This is a genomic window from Micromonospora sagamiensis (assembly GCF_014680085.1).
GTDB lineage: Bacteria > Actinomycetota > Actinomycetes > Mycobacteriales > Micromonosporaceae > Micromonospora > Micromonospora inyonensis.
The window spans coordinates 4,466,443-4,485,377 of sequence record NZ_AP023438.1; the positions used below are offsets into that span (position 1 = coordinate 4,466,443).

The following is an 18,935-nucleotide window of genomic DNA, read 5'->3' on the forward strand; positions in this document are numbered from 1 at the left end:
CGAGAAGGGATCCGGCGGCGATGAGCGGGCACGTGGCGGTGCTCGGGGCCGGGTCCTGGGGCACGGCGTTCGCCAAGATCCTCGCCGACGCGGGCCGGGAGGTGGCGATCTGGGCGCGGCGGCCACCGGTCGCCGAGGCGATCCGGTTCCGGGGGCGCAACCCGGAGTACCTGCCCGACCTGCGCCTGCCGCACCGGGTGACGGCCACCGGCGACGCCGTCGAGGCGATCTCCGGGGCCGAGGTGGTGGTACTGGCGGTGCCGTCGCAGACGCTGCGGGGCAACCTTGCCGAGTGGACCAGCCACCTGGAGCCGGACGCCACCCTGGTCTCCCTGATGAAGGGGATCGAGCTGGGCACCACCAAGCGGATGAGCGAGGTGATCGTGGAGACCGCCAAGGTGGCGGCGGACCGGGTGGTGGTGGTCTCCGGCCCCAACCTGGCCCCCGAGATCGCCGCCGGGCAGCCGGCCGCCACGGTGGTCGCCTGCACCGACGTCGGGCGGGCCACCCTGGTACAGCGGGCGGTCACCACGCCGTACTTCCGGCCGTACACCAACGACGACGTGATCGGCTGCGAGCTGGGTGGGGCGGTCAAGAACGTGATCGCCCTGGCGTACGGCATCGCCACCGCGATGGGCTTCGGGGACAACACCCGCGCCATGCTGATCACCCGGGGGCTGGCCGAGACCGCCCGGCTGGGCGTGGCGCTCGGCGCGGACCCGCTGACCTTCGCCGGCCTGGCCGGCATGGGCGACCTGGTCGGCACCTGCTCGTCGCCGTTGTCGCGCAACCGTACGTTCGGCGAGCACCTGGGCCGGGGGGAGACCCTGGAGCAGGCGCAGGTGGCCACCCGGCAGACCGCCGAGGGGGTCAAGAGCTGCCTGGCGATCCGCGACCTGGCCCGTGCGCACAGGGTGGAGATGCCCATCACCGAGCAGGTCGAACGGGTCTGCCACGAGGGCGTCGACCCGCGTCTGGCGGTCCGGGCGCTGATGAGCCGCACCACGAAGCCGGAGTAGGACGGATGGACGCGGGGGAGCCGGGAAGCGCCCTGCCGGTCGACTGGGCGGACGGGACCCGCTGCGTGCACGCCGGACTGCCCGAACCCGCCCCCGGGCAGCCGTTCCTGCCCGGTCCGGTCTTCGCCGCGCCGTACCACCTCGACCCGTGGCAGGGGCCGGCGGCCAGCCCGAACGGCTACGGCCGCCCGGACAACCCGACCCGCCGGCTGCTCGAAGCGGCGATCGGGGAACTGGAGAGGGGCGACTGCCGGGTCTTCGCCAGCGGCCAGGCCGCGATCACCGGGCTGCTGCTGGCCGTGCTGCGTCCCGGGGACACCGTGCTGCTCCCCGCCGACGGGTACTTCCCGGTCCGGTCCTTCGCCACCGACACCCTCGCCGGGATCGGGGTCACGGTGCGGTTCGCGCCGACCGCCGGACCGTACCCGGCGCTGGACGGCGTACGCCTGGTGCTGCTGGAGACCCCGGCCAACCCCGGCCTGGACGTCTGCGACATCGCCGCGCTGGCGGAGCGGGCGCACGCCGCCGGGGCGCTGCTCGCGGTGGACAACACCACCGCCACCCCGCTCGGGCAGCGCCCGCTGGACCTCGGCGCGGACCTGGTGGTCGCCTCCGGCACCAAGGCCCTGACCGGCCACTCCGACCTGCTGCTCGGCTACGTCGCCAGCCGGTCGGCCGAGCTGCTGGCGACGGTGACCGCCTGGCGCACCACCACCGGCGCGGTGCCCGGCGCGTTCGACGCCTGGCTGGCGCACCGCTCGCTGGCCACCCTGGACCTGCGGCTGGCCCGGCAGTCGGCGAACGCTCAGGCGGTGGCCCGACTGCTCGCCGACCGTCCCGACGTGACCGGGGTGCGCTGGCCGGGGCTGCCCGACGACCCGGCCCACCCGGTGGCGTCGGTCCAGATGCGCCGGCTGCCGGGGATCGTCTCGTTCGACCTCGGCGACGCCGAGCGGGTCGCCCGGTTCGTGGCGGCGTCGCGGCTGGTCGCCGCCGCCACCTCGTTCGGTGGGCTGCACACCACCGCCGACCGGCGGGCCCAGTGGGGCGACGACACCGCGCCGGGCTTCGTCCGGCTCTCCTGCGGCGTGGAGGACACCGCCGACCTGGTGACCGACCTGACCGCAGCCCTGGACGCCGCGCGCCCGTAACGGCCGCGGATGGGTTACCGTGTCTGCGGCCCGAGCGGGCCCCGACCGCGAGGAGGTGAGTCCGATCCCCCGACAGCAGCAGGACCGGCGCACCTTCCCGGTGCCGTCGCCACGATAGGTGACCACCGGGAGCGCCGACGAGCGTCTTCGAGAGGTCCCACCATGGCACCGTCCACTTCCGACCGTTCCGCCCTCGTCCGTCGGCTCCGCGCCGCTGGCTGCGTCTTCGCCGAGGACGAGGCGGACCTGCTCATCGCCGCCGCCGACTCACCCGCCGCGCTGGCGGCGCTCGCCGACCGCCGGGTGGCCGGCGATCCCCTGGAACACCTGCTCGGCTGGGCCGAGTTCGGTGGGTTGCGGGTGGCCGTCGGCCCGGGGGTGTTCGTGCCGCGGCGACGTACCGCGTTGCTGGCCACCGCCGCCGAGGCGGTGGCCGGGCCGGACCCGGCGGTGGTGGAACTCTGCTGCGGCTCCGGGGCCGTCTCGCTGCTGCTGGCACGGCGGCTGCGGCCCCGTTGGCAGGCCGCCGCCGACGTCGACCCGGCCGCCGTCGCCTGCGCCCGGCGCAACCTGGCCGGGCTGGGCGTGCCGGTGTACGAGGGCGACCTGTTCGACCCGCTGCCGGCCCACTGGCGGGGCCGGTTGGACCTGGTCGTGGCCAACGCGCCGTACGTGCCGACGGAGGCGGTGGAGTTGATGCCGCCCGAGGCCCGCCTGCACGAGCCGACCGTGGCGCTGGACGGCGGATCGGACGGGCTCGCCGTGCTGCGCCGGCTGGCCGGGGAGGCGGTGCGGTGGCTCGCCCCGGGCGGGAATCTGGTGGTGGAGGTCGGCGAGAGTCAGGTCGACGCGCTCTGCGCGGAGCTGGCCCGCGGTGGCCTGGTGCCCACGGTCACCCGTTCGGCGGAACTCGACGCGGTCGCGGTCACCGCGCGCCTGGGGTGGTTGCAGGGGCCCCTTCCTACCGCCTAGGCACCGGAGGGTGCCCCTGCAACCACCGGGGTCAGCCTGCCGGCGGGGCGGGCGGGGCGCCGGCGAAGGCGGCCCAGGCGGTCGGGGGGAAGCGGAGCACGGGCCCGTGCGGGTCCTTGGAGTCGCGGACCGCGACCGTGTCGGTGGGGTCGCGGACGACCGCCACCTCCACGCAGGCACCTTCGTCTCCACTGTGGCTGCTCTTGCGCCACCGGGCCGTGGCCAGCGCCGGATGGGCCGTCGGTGTCATGTCTACCGTCCCTTCAGAAGTCGAACGAGTTGGTCGCGGCTGTCCGCCGGGCTGAGCGCGACGCTTCGCAGGTGTTCCATGATCTTGGTGCAGGTGCGCAACTCACCCGGGCGGTCGAGGACCATCTGACCGGCCACCGTCTCCACCGAGGCGATGATCGGGTCCTCCGGGTCGGGGAACTCCAGGATGTGCAGGGAGCCCCGGGTGCCCCGGTGGTAACCGGCCGTCAGCGGGATGACCTGGACGGTGATGTTGGGCAGCTCGATCATCTTGAGCAGGTGGTCGAGCTGCGCCGCCATCACCGCCTGGTCGCCGACCGGGCGGAGCAGGGCCCCCTCGTCGATGATCGCGTCGAAGATGGGCGGCTCCGGCCCGGTCAGCCGCTGCTGCCGGTCAAGCCGGGCCTTGACCCGCTGCTCGACCCCCTCGTCGGTGAGCGTGTGCGGGCCGCCCCGCATCACCGCCCGGATGTAGTCGGCGGTCTGGAGCAGGCCCGGCACCACGGACGGCTCGAAGTTGGCGATGGCGCTCGCCTCGGCCTCCAGGGCGATGAAGTCGATGGTCCGTTTGTCGAGGACGTACGAGTAGGACACCCACCAGCCGGGTTTGCGGGCGTCCTTGGCCAGCGCGACGGCGGCGTCGACGTCCTCCGCGCCGACACCGTAGAGCGTGAGCAGCGCCCGGACGGTGGCCGGGCTGACCAGCGTCTGGGCGTTCTCGTAGCGGGACAGGGTGCTGCGGGTGCTGTTGATCTCGTCCGCGGCGGCCTCGAGGGTCAGGCCGGCCGCTTCCCGGTGGCTGCGCAGCGCGATGCCGAGCCGACGGGCCCGGGCGGTCTTCGGTGCCATGCCCCGATCGTCGCACAGATCCATGGGAATACGTGCATGAGAGAGGGGGGATGAGAGTTGCATTCACGCTGTTCGAGGTGTCAGGCTGTCACCGAGTCCTCACCGCCGGTGGTCGTGGCGACGGTGGTGGTGAGTGACGGAGGGGAAATGAGACGCGTGGTGGTCGGGTTCCCACTCCCCCACCCGACCACCACGTGTCTCCCACCAGGGCGCACCGGAAGGGGATCGCCGATGACCACCGGTTGCTGGCCTCGGGTGTCGCGTTGCCGCTGGTGCGCACGCCCGGTGCTGCGGGACAACGAGGGCACGTGGATCCACACCGACCTCGCCTACGTCTGCCGGGACTCCTCCGGCGGCCTCGCGGCCACCACTGCCGAGCCCGAGCAGGTGCGCCGTGCGTCCTGACGCCGGGCGTCCGCGACCCCACTGCCGGCCCGGGCAGGGGAGTGCGCGACGCACCGGGAAGTGCCGGACGACGGGAGCGACCGTCCGGTACGGCGTGCCGCGTCACGCGTGGGGTGGCGTGGCGCGGCACGCGCCGTTCGGCATCGGGGGGCCGACGCTGCCCCGGGTGTCGCCGAGCATGACGGGAACCGGCGGCGGTGATCCCCGGTGACCCGGTTCCTGGTCGTGCTCACCGACGTCCGCCCGCTCGACGGCGTGGTCCGCAACGAGCGGACCATGCCGGAGCGGCGACGCCAGGTGGTCAGCGCGAGCAGCCGGGCCGCCGCCGACCGGATCGCCGCCGCCTTCATGGCGCTCGGTATGGTCCGCGCCGGCCGGCAGCGGGTCAAGGTGATCGCCGTGGGACGCCGTTACGGCAGCTGCTGACCCGTCCCACGGTGCATCCCGGCCGTCGGAACGCCCGGCCGCAGGAGCCCCCGGCCGCAGGAGCCCCCGGCCGTCGGAGCACCCGCCGTCGGAACGCCCGGCTCAGAGCAGTCGGCGCCGCTTGAGGTAGGCGACCAGGTCGTCGTAGACGCCACCCTCGTTGGCGAACATGGCGACGTTGCGAGCGGTCGCCAGCCACGGACGCGTCGAGGGCCGGACCTCCCTCAGCGCCCGGTCGAGGTCGCCCTGCCCGATCATCCGCACCTCGCCCCGGCGTACCGAGTCGGCCATCGCGAACTCGGCGGCGGTCTCGCACAGGTGGGCCAGGTCCGCACCGGAGAAGTCCTCGGTCGCGGCCACCACCTTGCGCAGGTCGATCCCGGCGATCGGCCGGTCCCGCAGGTGGTACTCCAGGATCGCGCGGCGGGCCTCCGGGTCCGGCGGCAGCACCAGCACCATCCGGTCCAGCCGCCCCGGCCGGCGCAGCGCCGGGTCCACGTCCCACGGCGTGTTCGTGGCGGCCAGCACGAAGACGCCCTCGTTGTCGCCCTCCATGCCGTCCAACTCGGCCAGCAGCTGGTTGCCGACCGTCCGCATCGAACTGGAGGTGACCTTGGAGCGCTTGTGCCCGAGGGCGTCGACCTCGTCGAGGAAGAGCACGCAGGGGGCGTTGCGCCGGGCCGCCTGGAACAGCTCGTGCAGGTTCCGCTCCGAGTTGCCCATCCACATGTCCAGCACGTCCACGATGGACAGGGACAGGAACTTCGCCCCCATCTCGCCGGCGACCGCGCGGGCCAGGAACGTCTTGCCGCAGCCGGGTGGGCCGTAGAGCATGAGGCCGCCGCGCAGGCTCTTGCCGTACATCCGGCGCAGCTCCGGATTGCGCAGCGGGCCGAGGAAGGCCAGCTCCAGCCGTTCCTTGACCGCCTCCATGCCGCCGACGTCGGCCAGCCGCACCGTCGAGGCCTCCACGTCGTAGACCCGGTCCGCGTCGCCGGTCACCGGCTCGGGCTCGTCTCCCGACCGGACGAACCGGGGCGGTACGACGTCCGCCAGCTCCCGCTCGTACGCGGCGAGAGGATCGCCGGGGGAGTCCGGAGCCGCGGCCGGACCAGGGGTGGCGCCTCCGCCCGGGGCGGTGCCTGCGCCCGGGGGCGTGCCCAGCGCCCGCTGCATCAGCGCCTGGGCGCCGGTGTTGCCCGGGTCGCGGGTCAGTGCCTGTCCGAGGTGGGCGATCCCCTCCCCGGTGCGCCCGGCGTCGAGCAGCAGGCCGGCCAGGTGCAGGCGCAGCGGCAGGTCGTCCGGACGGGCGTCCACGGCGGCGGTGAGACTGGCGATCAAGGAGTCGGCACTGGTCACCAGGGCAGGGTAGTGCCCGCCGATCGACCCGTGCGTCCTCGATGCGGCACCACGCACCGTAGCGGACGGGTTGACCGGTTGCGGAGAGGATGGCGGCGGGTCCGGGTATCGGCACCGGCGCGTCGCCACGCACAGTAGGGTCGACCAGGCGAGCGCCGCCAGCGGGCTCGCGGGCCACCGCAGTCGCCGAACCGGAGATGAAGCCAGTGACCACCCCAGGCAAGACCCGCGTCGCCATCGTCTTCGGCGGCCGTAGCCCCGAACACGGCATCTCCTGCGTGAGCGCGGGCAGTGTGCTCGGCGCGCTGGACCCGGACGAGTTCGAGGTGGTGCCGGTCGGGATCACCCGCGCCGGGCAGTGGGTGCTGGCCGACGGTGATCCGTCCCGTCTGGCGATCACCGACCGTCGGCTCCCGGAGATCACCTCGGCCACCGGGGCGGAGGTGGTGCTCCGCGCCGACCCGACCAGCGGCGGCCTGATGGTGCTCGACCCGACCGATGGGCCCCGGGCGCTGGCCGGGGTGGACGTGGTCTTCCCGGTTCTGCACGGCGCGTACGGGGAGGACGGCACCATCCAGGGGCTGCTGGAGATGGCCGGCATCCCGTACGTCGGGGCGAACGTCTTCGCGTCCGCCGCCGCGATGGACAAGGAGTTCACCAAGAAGCTCTGCGCCGTCGAGGGCATCCCGGTCGGCCCGTACGCGGTGCTGCGCAGCGGCGCGACCCTGACCGAGGAGGAGAAGCAGCGCCTCGGCCTGCCCGTGTTCGTCAAGCCTTCCCGGGCCGGCTCGTCCTTCGGCATCAGCAAGGTCACCGACTGGTCCCAGCTCGACGCGGCCATCGCCGTAGCCCGCCAGATCGACTCGAAGGTGCTGGTCGAGGCGGCCGTCGTCGGCCGGGAGATCGAGTGCGGCGTGCTGGAGGGGGAGGCCGGTGGCGCGCCCGAGGCGTCCGTCCTGGCCGAGGTACGGGTCGTCGGCGACCACGACTTCTACGACTTCGAGGCGAAGTACATCGACGCCGACTCCGCCTGCGAGTACGACATCCCGGCCGGGCTGCCCGAGCACGTCACCCGACGGGTGCGCGAGTACGCCACCCGCGCCTTCACCGCCCTGGACTGCGCCGGCCTGGCCCGGGTCGACTTCTTCGTCACCCCGGAACTGGACGTCTACCTCAACGAGGTGAACACGATGCCGGGCTTCACCCCGTCGTCGATGTTCCCCCGGATGTGGGCCGCCTCCGGACTGGAGTACCCGAAGCTGGTGAACCGGCTGATCCGTACCGCCCTGCGGCGCGGCTGAGCGCCTTCCGGCGACCGGGCCGGGGCGGACGATCCCGCTGGGGCGGCCCCGGGCCGGGGCGGACCCGATCCTGCGGGGATGGCCCCGGACCGGGAGCCCCGGCGGCGGGACCTCAGCCCCGGCAACCGGACGGGACGGGGCCGGCGGTGAGGATGGAGGCGACGATCGCCTCCGAGATCGGGCTCACCCACTGCAACGGCTGCTCGTACCGCTTCGGCACGGTGACCCGGACCGCGGCCTCCCGGTCGACGGTGGTGAGCACGGTGACGTCGCTCTGCTCGCTGGCGTGCCAGCAGACCTGCTCGACGACCCAGACCGTGTCGGTCGCGGGGATGGCCGGCTCGGGAACGCCACAGGACACGGTGAGCGCCGGGTCGCCGTACGCCGCGTTCTGTTCGGGGCCGGCGGTGACCGGTCGCTGGGGCAACTCCCGGACGGTCGACGGTAGCTTCGCCAGCAACGCCCGGCAGACCGTGGCGGGGCGTTCGGCCAGCGGCTCGGCGGCCATCTGCACCGGGGTGGTGGCCTTCGGCCCGAGTGCCTGCACGCTCTCGCTCGGGCTCGGCGTGGCGGCCGGCTCGTCCGACGAGAGCGAGTTGAAGGTGAATCCGGCCACCGCCACGGTGACCGGCAGGGCGACCAGCGCGGCGACCAGGGCCGCGTTCCGGGTGGTCCGGTCCCAGCCGCCGCGCCGCTTCGCCGGGGCGGCGGGCTCCGCGCCGGTCGGCGTCGCGCGGTCCGGCGTCGCGCCGGTGTCCGCGGTGGTCTTCCCGGGGCCGGTGGGGGGAGTCTTCTCGTCGTCCACTTACAGTCGCACCACCGAACAGGTCAGGGTGCGGGTGATGCCGGGCACCATCTGCACCTTGCTGACAATCAGTTTGCCGAGTTCATCGACGTTGTTCGCCTCGGTGAGCACCACCACGTCGTACGGCCCGGTGACGGCGTCGACCCGTACGACACCGGCAAGCTCGGCGATCACACCGGCCACGTCACGTGCCCGGCCGACCTCCGTCTGGATGAGGATGTACGCCTGTACCACGACTCGACCTCCGTCCGTCGCCACCAGGGGCGGCCCGAGGAGTGAAACTACCCTACCCACCAGGTCCGACCCCGATCGGTGGTCAAGGAGAAGCGGTGAGCGAGCACAGCGGCGTGGAGCGCAGCAACGGTGACGCCGGAAACGACAGGAGCGTCGTGGGCAGCGGAGAGTTCGGGCTGATCGACCGGGTGACCGCCCGGCTGTCGTACGGGTCGGCCTGCCTGCTCGGCCCGGGCGACGACGCGGCACTGGTGGCGGCCCCGGACCGCCGGGTGGTCGCCTCCACCGACGTGCTGGTGGAGGGGCGGCACTTCCGGCGGGACTGGTCCAGCGCGGTGGACGTCGGGCACCGGGCGGCGGCGGCGAACCTCGCCGACATCGCGGCCATGGGCGCCACCCCGACCGCCCTGCTGGTCGCCCTCTGCCTGCCGCCAGGGCTCGATGTGGCCTGGGCGGAGGGGCTCGCCGACGGGTTGGCCGCCGAGGCCGGTCGGGTCGGGGCGGGCGTGGTCGGCGGCGACATGTCCGCGAGCCCGACACTGACCGTCGCGGTGACCGCCCTCGGCGACCTCGGGGGCCGTCCCCCGGTGCTGCGCTCCGGTGCCCGCCCCGGCGACGTGGTCGCCCTGGCCGGGCGGATCGGGTACGCGGCGGCCGGGTACACCGTGCTGTCCCGGGGGTTCCGGACGCCGAAGCTGCTGGTCGAGGCGTACCGGCGACCGGAGGTGCCGTACCCGGCCGGGCCGTACGCCGCCCGCCTCGGCGCCACCGCCATGATCGACGTCTCGGACGGGCTGCTGGCCGACCTCGGGCACGTGGCCCGGGCCAGCGGGGTCGCCGTCGACGTCCGGCGTGACGCCTTCGAGGTGCCCCGGCAGATGGCCGACGCCGCCCAGGCGCTCGGCGTCGATCCGTACACCTGGATCCTCGGTGGCGGCGACGACCACGCCCTGGCCGCGACCTTCCCCCCGGCGGTGGTGCTCCCGCCGCCGTGGCGGGTGATCGGCCGGGTGGCCGAGGGGAGCGGGGTGACCGTCGACGGCGAACCCTGGGGCGGCCCGGCCGGCTGGGACCACTTCCGCTGATTCCGTGCCGCCGGCCCCTCCGGGTGCCTGCAGGGGCCCCCTGCTACCGGATTTTGTAGAGCAAGGGCCCCCTGCAACCACACAACCCCGGTCCACCCCACCCGTGGCGGTCCGCCGGGTCGACCCGGCCGGGCAGTGACGTACGACAGGTCGGGGCCGGTCGGCCCCGGTCTGGGCCGATGCCGGTCGTAACCTTCGGGGGTGAGCGACATCGAGATCCGCGTGCTGCGTTTCGACTCCGAGGTGGCGCAGCGGTTGGTGCGGGCTGCCCTGGCCGACCTGGGCACCCGGTACGGCGGCAGCGGCGACGAGACCCCCGTCGACGCCACCGAGTTCGAACCGCCGGACGGCACGTTCCTGGTGGCGTACCTCGACGGGGAGCCGGTCGGCTGTGGGGGCTGGCGCAGCCACGGCGACACCGGTGAGGCGGCGGAGGTGAAGCGGATGTACACCGCCCCGGCGGCCCGGGGCCGGGGAGTGGCCCGGACGGTGCTGGCGGCGGTGGAGCGCTCGGCGCGGGAGCGGGGCCGCAAGCGGATCGTCCTGGAGTGCGGGGACCGGCAGCCCGAGGCGATCGCCATGTACGAGGCGGCCGGCTACGAGCGGATCCCCAACTTCGGCTACTACCGGGACGCGCCGGGCTGCGTCTCCTTCGGCCGCACCCTCTGACGCCCCGACCGGGCTCAGGTCACCGTGAAGCGGACCAGCCCGGCCGCCCGCCCCGCGGCGTTCCCCGCCTCGGCCGGGTCGGCACCCCAGGCCAGCACGTGACCGCTGCGCTGCCGGGAGGAGACCACCTCGGCCACCCGGTCGCCGATGCCCACGTCGAGGCGCAGGTCGAGTACGCCGGGCACCCGGCCGGCCGGGCGGACGCCCTCGATCGCGGTGACGGTGCCCGCCGGGGCGAGCAGGAACTCCACCGCCGCCGCCCCGCCCGCCCCGGCCGGCAGCACCGGGCGTTCCCCGCGGAGCACCCGCAGGTACGCCTCGACGAACGACGCCTCGTAGGCGACCGTGATCAGCGCGGCGATCAGGTCGCCGGGGAGACGGGCGGCGCACTCCACCAGGGTCGGCACCCCGTCGGCGAGGATCCACTCACTGTGCAGCACGCCGGTGCGGAAGCCGGCGGCCCGGGCCAGGCGGCCGGCCACGTCGAGCAGGGCGCGGCGGTGCGTCCCGGGTAGTGCGGACGGGACGGTGTGCCCGATCTCGACCGGGTACCGGCCGGGCAGCACCCGTTTGTCGGTGACGTTGCCGAAGAGCACCTCGCCCTCGGCCACGAGCAGTTCGACGCTGTGCTCGGAACCGGTCAGGGCCGCCTCGACCAGCACCTCCGTGGGCACGGCGGCCTCGTCGGGGGAGCCGGGCGGGTCGACCGTGGCCGCCCAGGCGGGGGCGACGGCGTCCGGGCCGTCGAGGAGTTGCACCCCGAGGCTGCCGGCGCGTCGGGTCGGCTTGAGCACACACCGCCCGCCCACCCGCCGGGCGAACGCCTCCGCCTCGCCCGGCGTGCGGACCAGCGCGTACGCCGGGTTGGGCAGGCCGTGGCCGGCGGCGAGCCGCCGCAGCCGGTGCTTGTCGGTGAAGGTCTGGGCGGCGGCCTCCCCGGCACCGGGCAGGTCGAGCCGTTCGGCCAACCGCGCGGCGGCGGTGACCGCGTACTCCACACCGGGCATGACCAGCCGGGCGGCGGCGAGTGTCGGCTCGGCCGCCAGGAGCGCGTCGACGTCGAGCCCGTCCGGCTGGTACGCCGCCGGCACCACCCGGGAGACGAACGGCAACCCGGCCAGCGCCTCGTGCAGGTCACGGCGACGGATCAGCTCGGGATCCTCGACGATCACCACACTGCCGGCGGGGAGCAGCTCGTCCAGCACGCCGAGCAGACCGGGTGGCACCCCGACGATGATCATCTCGTCTCGGGCGAGGCTCAGCGCCACGGGGCGGCCCTCCGAAAGTGGTTCGGTACGCGGGGGAGTCGGTCCCGCGCGGGGCGGGAGGGCGCTGGCCGCGATCCCGTGGGAGCGCGGAGACCGGGCACGGCCGGGGCCGTGACCCTACACGACAGTGCCGGCGGACCACAGGGGTCCGCCGGCAGTGACGACGGTGGGGCGCGGTGTTACCGCGTCAGGCGCGGGTGACCTTGCCGGCCTTGATGCACGAGGTGCAGACCTTGAGCTTCTTGGTGTTGCCGCCACCGGCCGGGGTACGCACCGACTGGATGTTCGGGTTCCAGCGGCGGTTGGTCCGCCGGTGCGAGTGGGACACGTTGTGGCCGAAGCCCGGCCCCTTGCCACAGACGTCGCACACGCTAGCCACGGGATACTCCTGGGATTTGTTCGTTCACGAGGGTCGCCGGCAGGTGCTGCCCGGGCAACCTGGTCAGGTTACCCGATGCCCCCGCACACCAGCCAACCGGCTCCCGACCGGACCGCCGCGACGGGCCGGAACCGGTTGGCGGACCCCGGCGCGCACCGGCTCGGCGACGATGATGTCCGGCGGCTGTCGGTGTCCGCCAGTAGGCTTTCGGCCGTGCTGGAGACCCTGGACGCGGTAGCGGTGCGCCGCTGGTGTGCCACCGGGCTCGCGGCGCTGCGACGCCACCAGGGCGAGATCGACGACCTCAACGTCTACCCGGTTCCCGACGGCGACACCGGCACCAACCTGGTGCTCACCCTCACCTCCGCCCAGCAGGCGCTGGGGCTGGACCTCGACACCTCACCGGAGGGCGGGACCACCGCGCACGGCCACGCGTTACGGCTGATGGCGCGCGGGGCGTTGCTCGGTGCCCGGGGCAACTCCGGGGTGATCCTCTCGCAGATCCTGCGCGGTCTGGCCGACGCCCTCGCCCCCGTCCCGGTGATCCGGGGCGGGGCCCTGGCCGAGACCCTGCGGGTCGCGTCCGCCGCCGCCCGGGCCGCGGTCGCCCACCCCGTCGAGGGGACGCTGCTCAGCGTGGTGGCCGCCGCGGCGGGCGGGGCGTCGGGCACGGCCAGCGACGATCTCCAGGCGGTGGCCCGGGCGGCGGCCGACGCGGCGACCCGGGCACTGGCGCGCACCCCGGAGCAACTGCCGGCGCTGGCCCGCGCCGGGGTGGTGGACGCCGGTGGCCGTGGCCTCTGCCTCCTGCTGGACGCCCTGGTCGAGGTGGTCACCGGGGAACCGCAGGCTCGTCCGGCGCCGGAGTCCCGTCCGGTCCGTCCGCCGGCCACCGCCGCCCGGGAGACCGGCTCCGACGCGTACGCCTACGAGGTGCAGTTCCTGCTCGACGCCGAGCCGGCGGCGGTGGCCCGGATGCGTAGCGCCCTCGACGCGCTCGGCGACTCGCTGGTGGTGGTCGGTGACGACCCGCCGCCGGGGCAGCCCGGCACCTGGAACGTCCACGTCCACGTCAACGACGTCGGCGCGGCGATCGAGGCCGGGGTGGCGGCCGGGCGGCCGTACCGGATCTCGGTCACCCGCTTCGCCGACCAGCCGGCACCGGCCCCGCCGCCCGCCCCGGACGGCGCGGCCCGGGCGGCCGTGGTGGTCGCTCCCGGCGCCGGCATCACGGAGATCTTCTCCCGCGAGGGAGCGACCGTGGTCCCCGCCAACCCCTCGATCGGGGAACTGCTCGACGCGGTCCGGGCCACCGGCGCGGCCCGGGTGGTGGTCCTGCCGAACGACCCGGCCACCGCGTCGGTGGCGGGCGAGGTGGTCCGCCAGGCGCACCCGTTCGGGGTGAAGGTGAGCGTGGTGCCGACCCGCTCCCCGGTGCAGGCGCTCGCCGCCCTCGCCGTCCGCGACGCGAAACGCTCCTTCGAGGACGACGTGATCGCGATGGCCGAGGCCGCCGGGGCCTGCCGGTACGCCGAGGTCTGCCACGCCCGCCGGGAGGCGCTCACCGTCGCCGGCCCCTGCCGCGCGGGTGACGTGCTCGCCCTGGTCGAGGGGGAGGTGCACCTGATCGGCGCGGACCTGCTCGACACCTGCACCGCCCTGCTGGACCGGATGCTCGGCGGCGGCGGGGAACTGGTCACCCTGCTCGCCGGAGCGGACGCGCCGGCCGGGCTGGTCGACGCGGTCCGCGCGCACGTCGCCCGGCGCTGGCCGTTCGTGGAGGTCCAGGCGTACGCCGGGGGCCAGCCGCACTATCCGCTCCTGGTGGGGGTCGAGTGACCGAGTCGTCCACGGCGGACACGCCGCTGAAGAAGCTGGTCGGGGAGAAGACCGCGAAGGCCCTCGCCGGCCATCTCGACCTGCACACCGCCGGTGACCTGGTCTACCACTTCCCCCGCCGGTACGACGAGCGCGGCGAGCACACCGACATCCGCTCGCTGGACGTCGGCGAGCAGGTGACCGTGCTGGCGCAGGTGCAGAAGACGGCGGTACGGCCGATGCGGCAGCGCCGGGGCAACCTGCTGGAGGTGACCGTCGGGGACGGCTCCGGCGGCCTGCTGACCCTCACCTTCTTCGGCAACCAGGCCTGGCGGGAACGGGAACTGCGGCCCGGCCGGTGGGGGCTGTTCGCCGGCAAGGTCACCGAGTTCCGGGGCCGGCGGCAGCTCAACGGCCCGGAGTACGTCCTGCTCGGCGAGGGGGGCGAGGGTGAGGCGGCGGCCAACGAGGAGGTCGAGGAGTTCGCCGGGGCGCTGATCCCGGTCTACCCGGCCGCCGCGGCGGTGCCCACCTGGGTGATCGCCAAGTGCGTCCGCACGGTGCTGGACACCTTCACCCCGCCGGAGGACCCGCTGCCGGCGACGGTCCGGGCCACCCGCAACCTGGTCGGCCTGGACGTGGCCCTGCGGGAGATCCACCGACCGTCCACCAAGGAGGCCCTCTACCGGGCCCGGCGACGGCTGAAGTGGGACGAGGCGTTCGCCGTCCAGGTGACGCTGGTGCAGCGCAAGCACCGGGCCGCCGACTGGCCGGCCCGGCCCCGGCCGCCGAGACCGGACGGGCTGCTCGCCGCCTTCGACGCCCGCCTGCCGTACGAGCTGACCGGCGGTCAGCGCGACGTCGGCCGGGAGATCGCCGCCGACCTCGCCACCGCGCATCCGATGCACCGGCTGTTGCAGGGGGAGGTCGGCTCGGGCAAGACCCTGGTCGCGTTGCGGGCCATGCTCCAGGTGGTCGACGCCGGTGGCCAGGCGGCGCTGCTCGCCCCGACCGAGGTGCTCGCCGCCCAGCACCACCGGGGCATCCAGGAACTGCTCGGCCCGCTCGCGCAGGCCGGCGAGCTGGGTGCCGCCGAGCACGCCACCCGGGTCGAGCTGGTCACCGGCTCGCTGGGCGCGGCGGCCCGGCGGCGGGCGCTGGCCGAGGTGGCCGAGGGACGCGCCGGCATCGTGCTCGGCACCCACGCGTTGCTCTACGAAGGTGTCGACTTCGCCGACCTGGGGCTGGTCGTGGTGGACGAGCAGCACCGCTTCGGGGTGGAGCAGCGCGACGCCCTGCGCGCCAAGGCCGACCAGCCGCCGCACGTACTGGTGATGACCGCCACCCCGATCCCGCGCACGGTCGCCATGACCGTCTACGGCGATCTGGAGGTCTCCACCCTCGCCCAGCTGCCGCAGGGCCGCTCGCCGATCGCCTCGCACGTGGTGCCGGCCGCCGAGAAGCCGGCCTACCTGGACCGGGCCTGGCGGCGGCTGCGCGAGGAGGTCGCCGCCGGCCACCAGGCGTACGTGGTCTGCCCCCGGATCGGCGAGGGGTCGAGCGCGGAGGAGGAGCCCCCGAAGGACGACGACACCGGGCGACGGCCACCGCTGGCGGTGACCGAGGTGGCCCCGCTGCTCGCCGAGGGGCCGTTGCACGGGCTGCGGATCGGTGTGCTGCACGGGAAGCTGCCCGCCGACGAGAAGGACGCGGTGATGCGCTCCTTCGCCGACGGCAATCTCGACGTGCTGGTCGCCACCACGGTCATCGAGGTCGGCGTGAACGTCCCCAACGCCACCGTCATGATCGTGCTGGACGCGGACCGGTTCGGCGTGTCCCAGCTCCACCAGCTGCGCGGCCGGGTCGGCCGGGGCTCGGCGGCCGGGCTCTGCCTGCTGGTGACCGAGGCGACCGAGGGCACCCCGGCGCGGGAGCGGCTGGACGCCGTCGCCTCCACCACCGACGGCTTCAAGCTCGCCGAACTCGACCTCGAACAGCGCCGGGAGGGCGACGTGCTCGGCGCGACCCAGTCCGGCCGCCGCTCGCACCTGCGGCTGCTCTCCCTGTTGCGCGACGCCGACCTGATCCGCGACGCCCGCGCCGAGGCGATCACCCTGGTCGAGGAGGATCCGGAGCTGGCCCGCCACCCCGCCCTGGCCGCCTCGGTCGCCGCCCTGGTCGACGAGGAGCGGGCGGAGTACCTGGAGAAGGGCTGAGGCTCCACCAGGAGGACCGAGGGGGCGCCGTCGACCGGGCAGGTCGACGGCGCCCCCGCACCGACGCTCAGGTCGGGTCGACTCAGGCGGTGAAGCGGATCCGCCGACGCCGGGCGACGACGAAGAGCACCGCGCCGAGCGCGAGCAGGGCCGCCGCACCGGCCGCGATGCCGCCGGCCGCCGCGCCGGTCACCGGCAGGCCGCCCTCCTGGTCACCGCCGCCCGTGCCGCCGTCACCGCAGCCGCCCTTCGGGGCGGTCCAGGTGATCGGCTTCTCCGAGGCCAGGTCGCCGGTGACGACCACGGTCAGCCCCTCGGCGGCCGGGAAGGTGATCTTCTTGGTGGTGCCCGGGGCGAAGGTGACCGTCTTCGGCTCGCCGACGCTCGGGGTGAAGGTGGAGGTGAGGCTAATCCCGTTCTCCGGGTTGGCGACCTGGAGGGTCAACTCCTCGCAGGTGCTGTCGTAGGAGGTCTCCGGCTCGCCGACCTCCGGCTCCTGGCAGTCGGCCGGCTTCTCCCAGGCGCCCTTCCAGGTCTGCATGCCCCGGGCCTCGGCGGTGATCTCCTTGCCCTGCTCGGCGGTGAGCTTCTTCGTCACGTTCCCGCCGGCGGCCACGGTCACCTTCTCCTCGAAGCTTCCGCTGCCGCGCAGGGTGAAGGTCGCCGGCACGTTGCCCCGGTTGGTCAGGACCAGCTCGACGCCGCCGTCGCAGTCCGACTTGGCCTCGACGGCCGGCGCCTGCACGCAGGTGCCCGCGCCGCCGTTGTACCAGGCGTCGTCGCTGCGGTTCCCGAAGAAGGCCCGGTCGCCCTTGGAGCGGGCGCCGATGCCGGTGGAACTGCCGACCTTGCGGTCGCCGTAGCGGTCGCCCTTCTCGGTGATCGGGTCGATGATCTTGCTGCCGAAGACGAAGTCGACCTGGGTGAAACAGGCCGGCACCTCGACCGCGAACTCCAGCCGGGTCACCGCGCCGACCTCGCCGTCGGCCACGCCGGTGAGCTTCTTCACCGAGGTGTCGAAGGCGTACTGCGGCACGGCGAACGTCGCCGACGGGGCGATGTACGAGACGAGCGCGAACTCCTGCTCCTCGCCCGCGCAGAGCGGGCCGTTGGTCAGGGCGATGCTGGCCTCGCCCTTCGGCCCGTCGAAGGTGTGGGTGTAGCGGGCGTCCTCGGCGCTCACGCAGGAGGGCGCCGAGGAGCCGGTCGCCGAGGCGGACGGCGTGGGGGTGGGGGTGGCGGTCGCCGGCGTGACGACCGCGAACGCCGTGGCGAGACCGGCCAGTCCGGCGGCGGCCACGGAGAACGGCCGCCGCAGCGACAGCTTGGGACGGATCACACGTACTCCCGGAGTCAGGGAACGTCATGGGTACGGCACGGGGCGGCGGTGACGGTCGCTGCCGGTCGTCGGCGCGTCGGCGTGACGGGCCTCCCCGACACCGTCGGTCGGCGGGATAAACCGCCGACACCGGGAGGACCCTAGCGATACCGCCCTGCCCGGCGCAGCCCACCCCCACCGCCGCCGATGATGTTATGAATGCGAGATCATTGATATCCGGGCGGTCACCCGGGTGGCGGTCCGCGCCTACGTGCCGTGTCGCCGTCGCCTTCGGTTGATCGCGTAGCGTCTGGGCCATGGAGAGGGAGCGACGGTGACCCGGATCGTGGCCGGGACGCTCGGCGGACGGCGGATCGCCGCGCCGCCCGGCGCCGGCACCCGACCCACCTCCGACCGGGTGCGCGAGGCGCTGTTCAGGGCGGTCGAGGCGAGCCTGGACCTGACCGGGGCCCGGGTGGCCGACCTCTACGCCGGCTCCGGCGCGGTCGGGCTGGAGGCGGTCTCCCGGGGCGCGTCGCACGTGCTGCTGGTCGAGTCCGACCCGCGTGCCGCCCGGGTGGTCCGGGAGAACATCGCCCTGCTCCGGGCCGCCCCGACCGCCCGGCTGGTGACCGGGAAGGTGTCCACCGTGCTCGCCGCCGGCCCCGAGGGCGGCCCGTACGACCTGGTCTTCGCCGACCCGCCGTACGCCGTGGCCGACCGGGAGGTCACCGCGGTGCTGACGGCCCTGGTCGACGGCGGCTGGCTGGCCCCCGACGCCCTGGTGGTCGTCGAGCGGGCGACCCGGTCCGGGCCCGTCGAGTGGGTGGAGGGTGTCACGGCCGAGCGCAGCCGGCGCTACGGCGAGACCACTCTTTGGTACGGTCGCCGATCATGAGACGTGCGGTCTGTCCCGGCTCGTTCGACCCGGTCACCAACGGACACCTCGACATCATCGGTCGGGCCAGCCGGCTGTTCGACGAGGTGATCGTCGGCGTGCTGATCAACCAGTCCAAGAGCGGCCTGTTCACCGTCGACGAGCGGCTCGCCATGCTCCGCGAGGTGACCGCCTCCTACGACAACGTCCGGGTCGAGTCCTTCCAGGGCCTGCTGGTCGACTTCTGTCGGGAGCAGCAGGCGAGCGTCCTGGTCAAGGGGCTCCGAGCGGTCAGCGACTTCGACTACGAACTCCAGATGGCCCAGATGAACATCGGCCTGGCCGGGGTGGAGACGCTCTTCATGCCGACCAACCCGCTCTACTCGTTCCTCTCTTCCAGCCTGGTCAAGGACGTCGCCAAGTGGGGCGGCGACGTGTCGCCGCACGTGCCCGACCTGGTCCGGGAACAGCTGCGGGCCCGGCTGACCGTCCAGCGGCGGGGCTGACGCCCCGGTGCGGGCGGCGCGGCGACGCG

The 18,935-nt window shown here is 74.3% G+C and carries 20 protein-coding genes; 12 read left to right on the top strand and 8 right to left on the bottom strand.

Features of this window, described 5'->3' with window-relative positions; genetic code table 11:
* Positions 1-20: 20 nt before the first annotated feature.
* The 3 genes from IGA62_RS19650 (at position 21) to IGA62_RS19660 (ending at position 3,142) form a co-directional block, all read left to right on the top strand.
* Positions 21-1,019 (top strand): NAD(P)H-dependent glycerol-3-phosphate dehydrogenase, encoded by a 999-nt coding sequence (locus IGA62_RS19650; protein ID WP_145822120.1) that lies wholly within the window; start codon positions 21-23, stop codon positions 1,017-1,019.
* Positions 1,020-1,024: 5 nt separating this feature from the next.
* A complete protein-coding gene (locus IGA62_RS19655; protein ID WP_145819409.1) occupies positions 1,025-2,170 on the top strand; it encodes a cystathionine gamma-lyase in 1,146 nt (381 codons plus the stop codon).
* A 162-nt stretch (positions 2,171-2,332) separates the two neighbouring features.
* On the top strand, positions 2,333-3,142 hold the full coding sequence (locus IGA62_RS19660; protein ID WP_145819408.1) for a putative protein N(5)-glutamine methyltransferase: 810 nt from the start codon (positions 2,333-2,335) through the stop codon (positions 3,140-3,142).
* Between the two features lie 31 nt (positions 3,143-3,173).
* On the opposite strand, the gene IGA62_RS19665 is transcribed toward IGA62_RS19660, so the two are convergent.
* Positions 3,174-3,392 carry a DUF397 domain-containing protein gene (locus IGA62_RS19665; RefSeq protein WP_145819407.1) on the bottom strand — a complete coding sequence of 73 codons (219 nt, stop codon included), beginning with the start codon at positions 3,390-3,392 and terminating at the stop codon, positions 3,174-3,176.
* Between the two features lie 2 nt (positions 3,393-3,394).
* Positions 3,395-4,240, bottom strand: coding sequence for a helix-turn-helix domain-containing protein (locus IGA62_RS19670; RefSeq protein ID WP_091458285.1), 846 nt, complete (start codon positions 4,238-4,240; stop codon positions 3,395-3,397).
* Positions 4,241-4,471: 231 nt separating this feature from the next.
* Between IGA62_RS19670 and IGA62_RS19675 the strand changes: the two genes are divergently transcribed.
* Together IGA62_RS19675 and IGA62_RS19680 are read left to right on the top strand one after the other, a co-directional pair.
* Positions 4,472-4,645 carry a hypothetical protein gene (locus tag IGA62_RS19675; protein WP_186499995.1) on the top strand — a complete coding sequence of 58 codons (174 nt, stop codon included), beginning with the start codon at positions 4,472-4,474 and terminating at the stop codon, positions 4,643-4,645.
* Between the two features lie 207 nt (positions 4,646-4,852).
* The gene (locus tag IGA62_RS19680; RefSeq protein ID WP_145819406.1) at positions 4,853-5,071 is read left to right on the top strand and encodes a hypothetical protein; all 219 of its coding nucleotides are present in this window, start codon (positions 4,853-4,855) and stop codon (positions 5,069-5,071) included.
* Between the two features lie 102 nt (positions 5,072-5,173).
* Here IGA62_RS19680 and IGA62_RS19685 read toward each other — a convergent pair whose 3' ends face one another.
* A complete protein-coding gene (locus IGA62_RS19685) occupies positions 5,174-6,430 on the bottom strand; it encodes an ATP-binding protein (protein ID WP_198501085.1) in 1,257 nt (418 codons plus the stop codon).
* Positions 6,431-6,636: 206 nt separating this feature from the next.
* Here IGA62_RS19685 and IGA62_RS19690 point away from each other — a divergent pair, with 206 nt between their 5' ends.
* The gene (locus tag IGA62_RS19690; RefSeq protein ID WP_145819405.1) at positions 6,637-7,731 is read left to right on the top strand and encodes a D-alanine--D-alanine ligase family protein; all 1,095 of its coding nucleotides are present in this window, start codon (positions 6,637-6,639) and stop codon (positions 7,729-7,731) included.
* 112 nt (positions 7,732-7,843) lie between these two features.
* Here IGA62_RS19690 and IGA62_RS19695 read toward each other — a convergent pair whose 3' ends face one another.
* Both IGA62_RS19695 and IGA62_RS19700 read right to left on the bottom strand, forming a co-directional pair.
* The gene (locus IGA62_RS19695; RefSeq protein WP_145819404.1) at positions 7,844-8,536 is read right to left on the bottom strand and encodes a DUF3515 family protein; all 693 of its coding nucleotides are present in this window, start codon (positions 8,534-8,536) and stop codon (positions 7,844-7,846) included.
* Complete coding sequence (locus IGA62_RS19700; protein WP_145819403.1) at positions 8,537-8,770, bottom strand: Lrp/AsnC ligand binding domain-containing protein; 234 nt, start codon at positions 8,768-8,770, stop codon at positions 8,537-8,539.
* Positions 8,771-8,883: 113 nt separating this feature from the next.
* On the opposite strand from IGA62_RS19700, the gene IGA62_RS19705 reads away from it, so the two are divergent.
* Both IGA62_RS19705 and IGA62_RS19710 read left to right on the top strand, forming a co-directional pair.
* Complete coding sequence (locus IGA62_RS19705; RefSeq protein ID WP_145822118.1) at positions 8,884-9,855, top strand: thiamine-phosphate kinase; 972 nt, start codon at positions 8,884-8,886, stop codon at positions 9,853-9,855.
* A gap of 201 nt (positions 9,856-10,056) precedes the next feature.
* Entirely contained in the window at positions 10,057-10,524 is a 468-nt protein-coding gene (locus tag IGA62_RS19710; RefSeq protein ID WP_145819402.1) for a GNAT family N-acetyltransferase, read from the top strand.
* A 14-nt stretch (positions 10,525-10,538) separates the two neighbouring features.
* On the opposite strand, the gene IGA62_RS19715 is transcribed toward IGA62_RS19710, so the two are convergent.
* On the bottom strand, positions 10,539-11,792 hold the full coding sequence (locus IGA62_RS19715; RefSeq protein WP_145819401.1) for an ATP-grasp domain-containing protein: 1,254 nt from the start codon (positions 11,790-11,792) through the stop codon (positions 10,539-10,541).
* Between the two features lie 187 nt (positions 11,793-11,979).
* Positions 11,980-12,171, bottom strand: coding sequence for a 50S ribosomal protein L28 (gene rpmB, locus IGA62_RS19720; RefSeq protein ID WP_011905179.1), 192 nt, complete (start codon positions 12,169-12,171; stop codon positions 11,980-11,982).
* Positions 12,172-12,384: 213 nt separating this feature from the next.
* On the opposite strand from rpmB, the gene IGA62_RS19725 reads away from it, so the two are divergent.
* Positions 12,385-14,010, top strand: coding sequence for a DAK2 domain-containing protein (locus tag IGA62_RS19725; protein ID WP_190289187.1), 1,626 nt, complete (start codon positions 12,385-12,387; stop codon positions 14,008-14,010).
* The gene (gene recG, locus IGA62_RS19730) at positions 14,007-16,205 is read left to right on the top strand and encodes an ATP-dependent DNA helicase RecG (protein ID WP_145819400.1); all 2,199 of its coding nucleotides are present in this window, start codon (positions 14,007-14,009) and stop codon (positions 16,203-16,205) included. The genes IGA62_RS19725 and recG overlap by 4 nt, the downstream gene beginning before the upstream one ends.
* Positions 16,206-16,287: 82 nt before the next feature.
* On the opposite strand, the gene IGA62_RS19735 is transcribed toward recG, so the two are convergent.
* The gene (locus IGA62_RS19735; RefSeq protein WP_145819399.1) at positions 16,288-17,544 is read right to left on the bottom strand and encodes a hypothetical protein; all 1,257 of its coding nucleotides are present in this window, start codon (positions 17,542-17,544) and stop codon (positions 16,288-16,290) included.
* 313 nt (positions 17,545-17,857) lie between these two features.
* On the opposite strand from IGA62_RS19735, the gene rsmD reads away from it, so the two are divergent.
* Entirely contained in the window at positions 17,858-18,421 is a 564-nt protein-coding gene (rsmD, locus tag IGA62_RS19740) for a 16S rRNA (guanine(966)-N(2))-methyltransferase RsmD (protein ID WP_190289188.1), read from the top strand.
* On the top strand, positions 18,418-18,906 hold the full coding sequence (gene coaD, locus IGA62_RS19745; RefSeq protein ID WP_145819397.1) for a pantetheine-phosphate adenylyltransferase: 489 nt from the start codon (positions 18,418-18,420) through the stop codon (positions 18,904-18,906). The genes rsmD and coaD overlap by 4 nt, the downstream gene beginning before the upstream one ends.
* Positions 18,907-18,935: the final 29 nt, after the last annotated feature.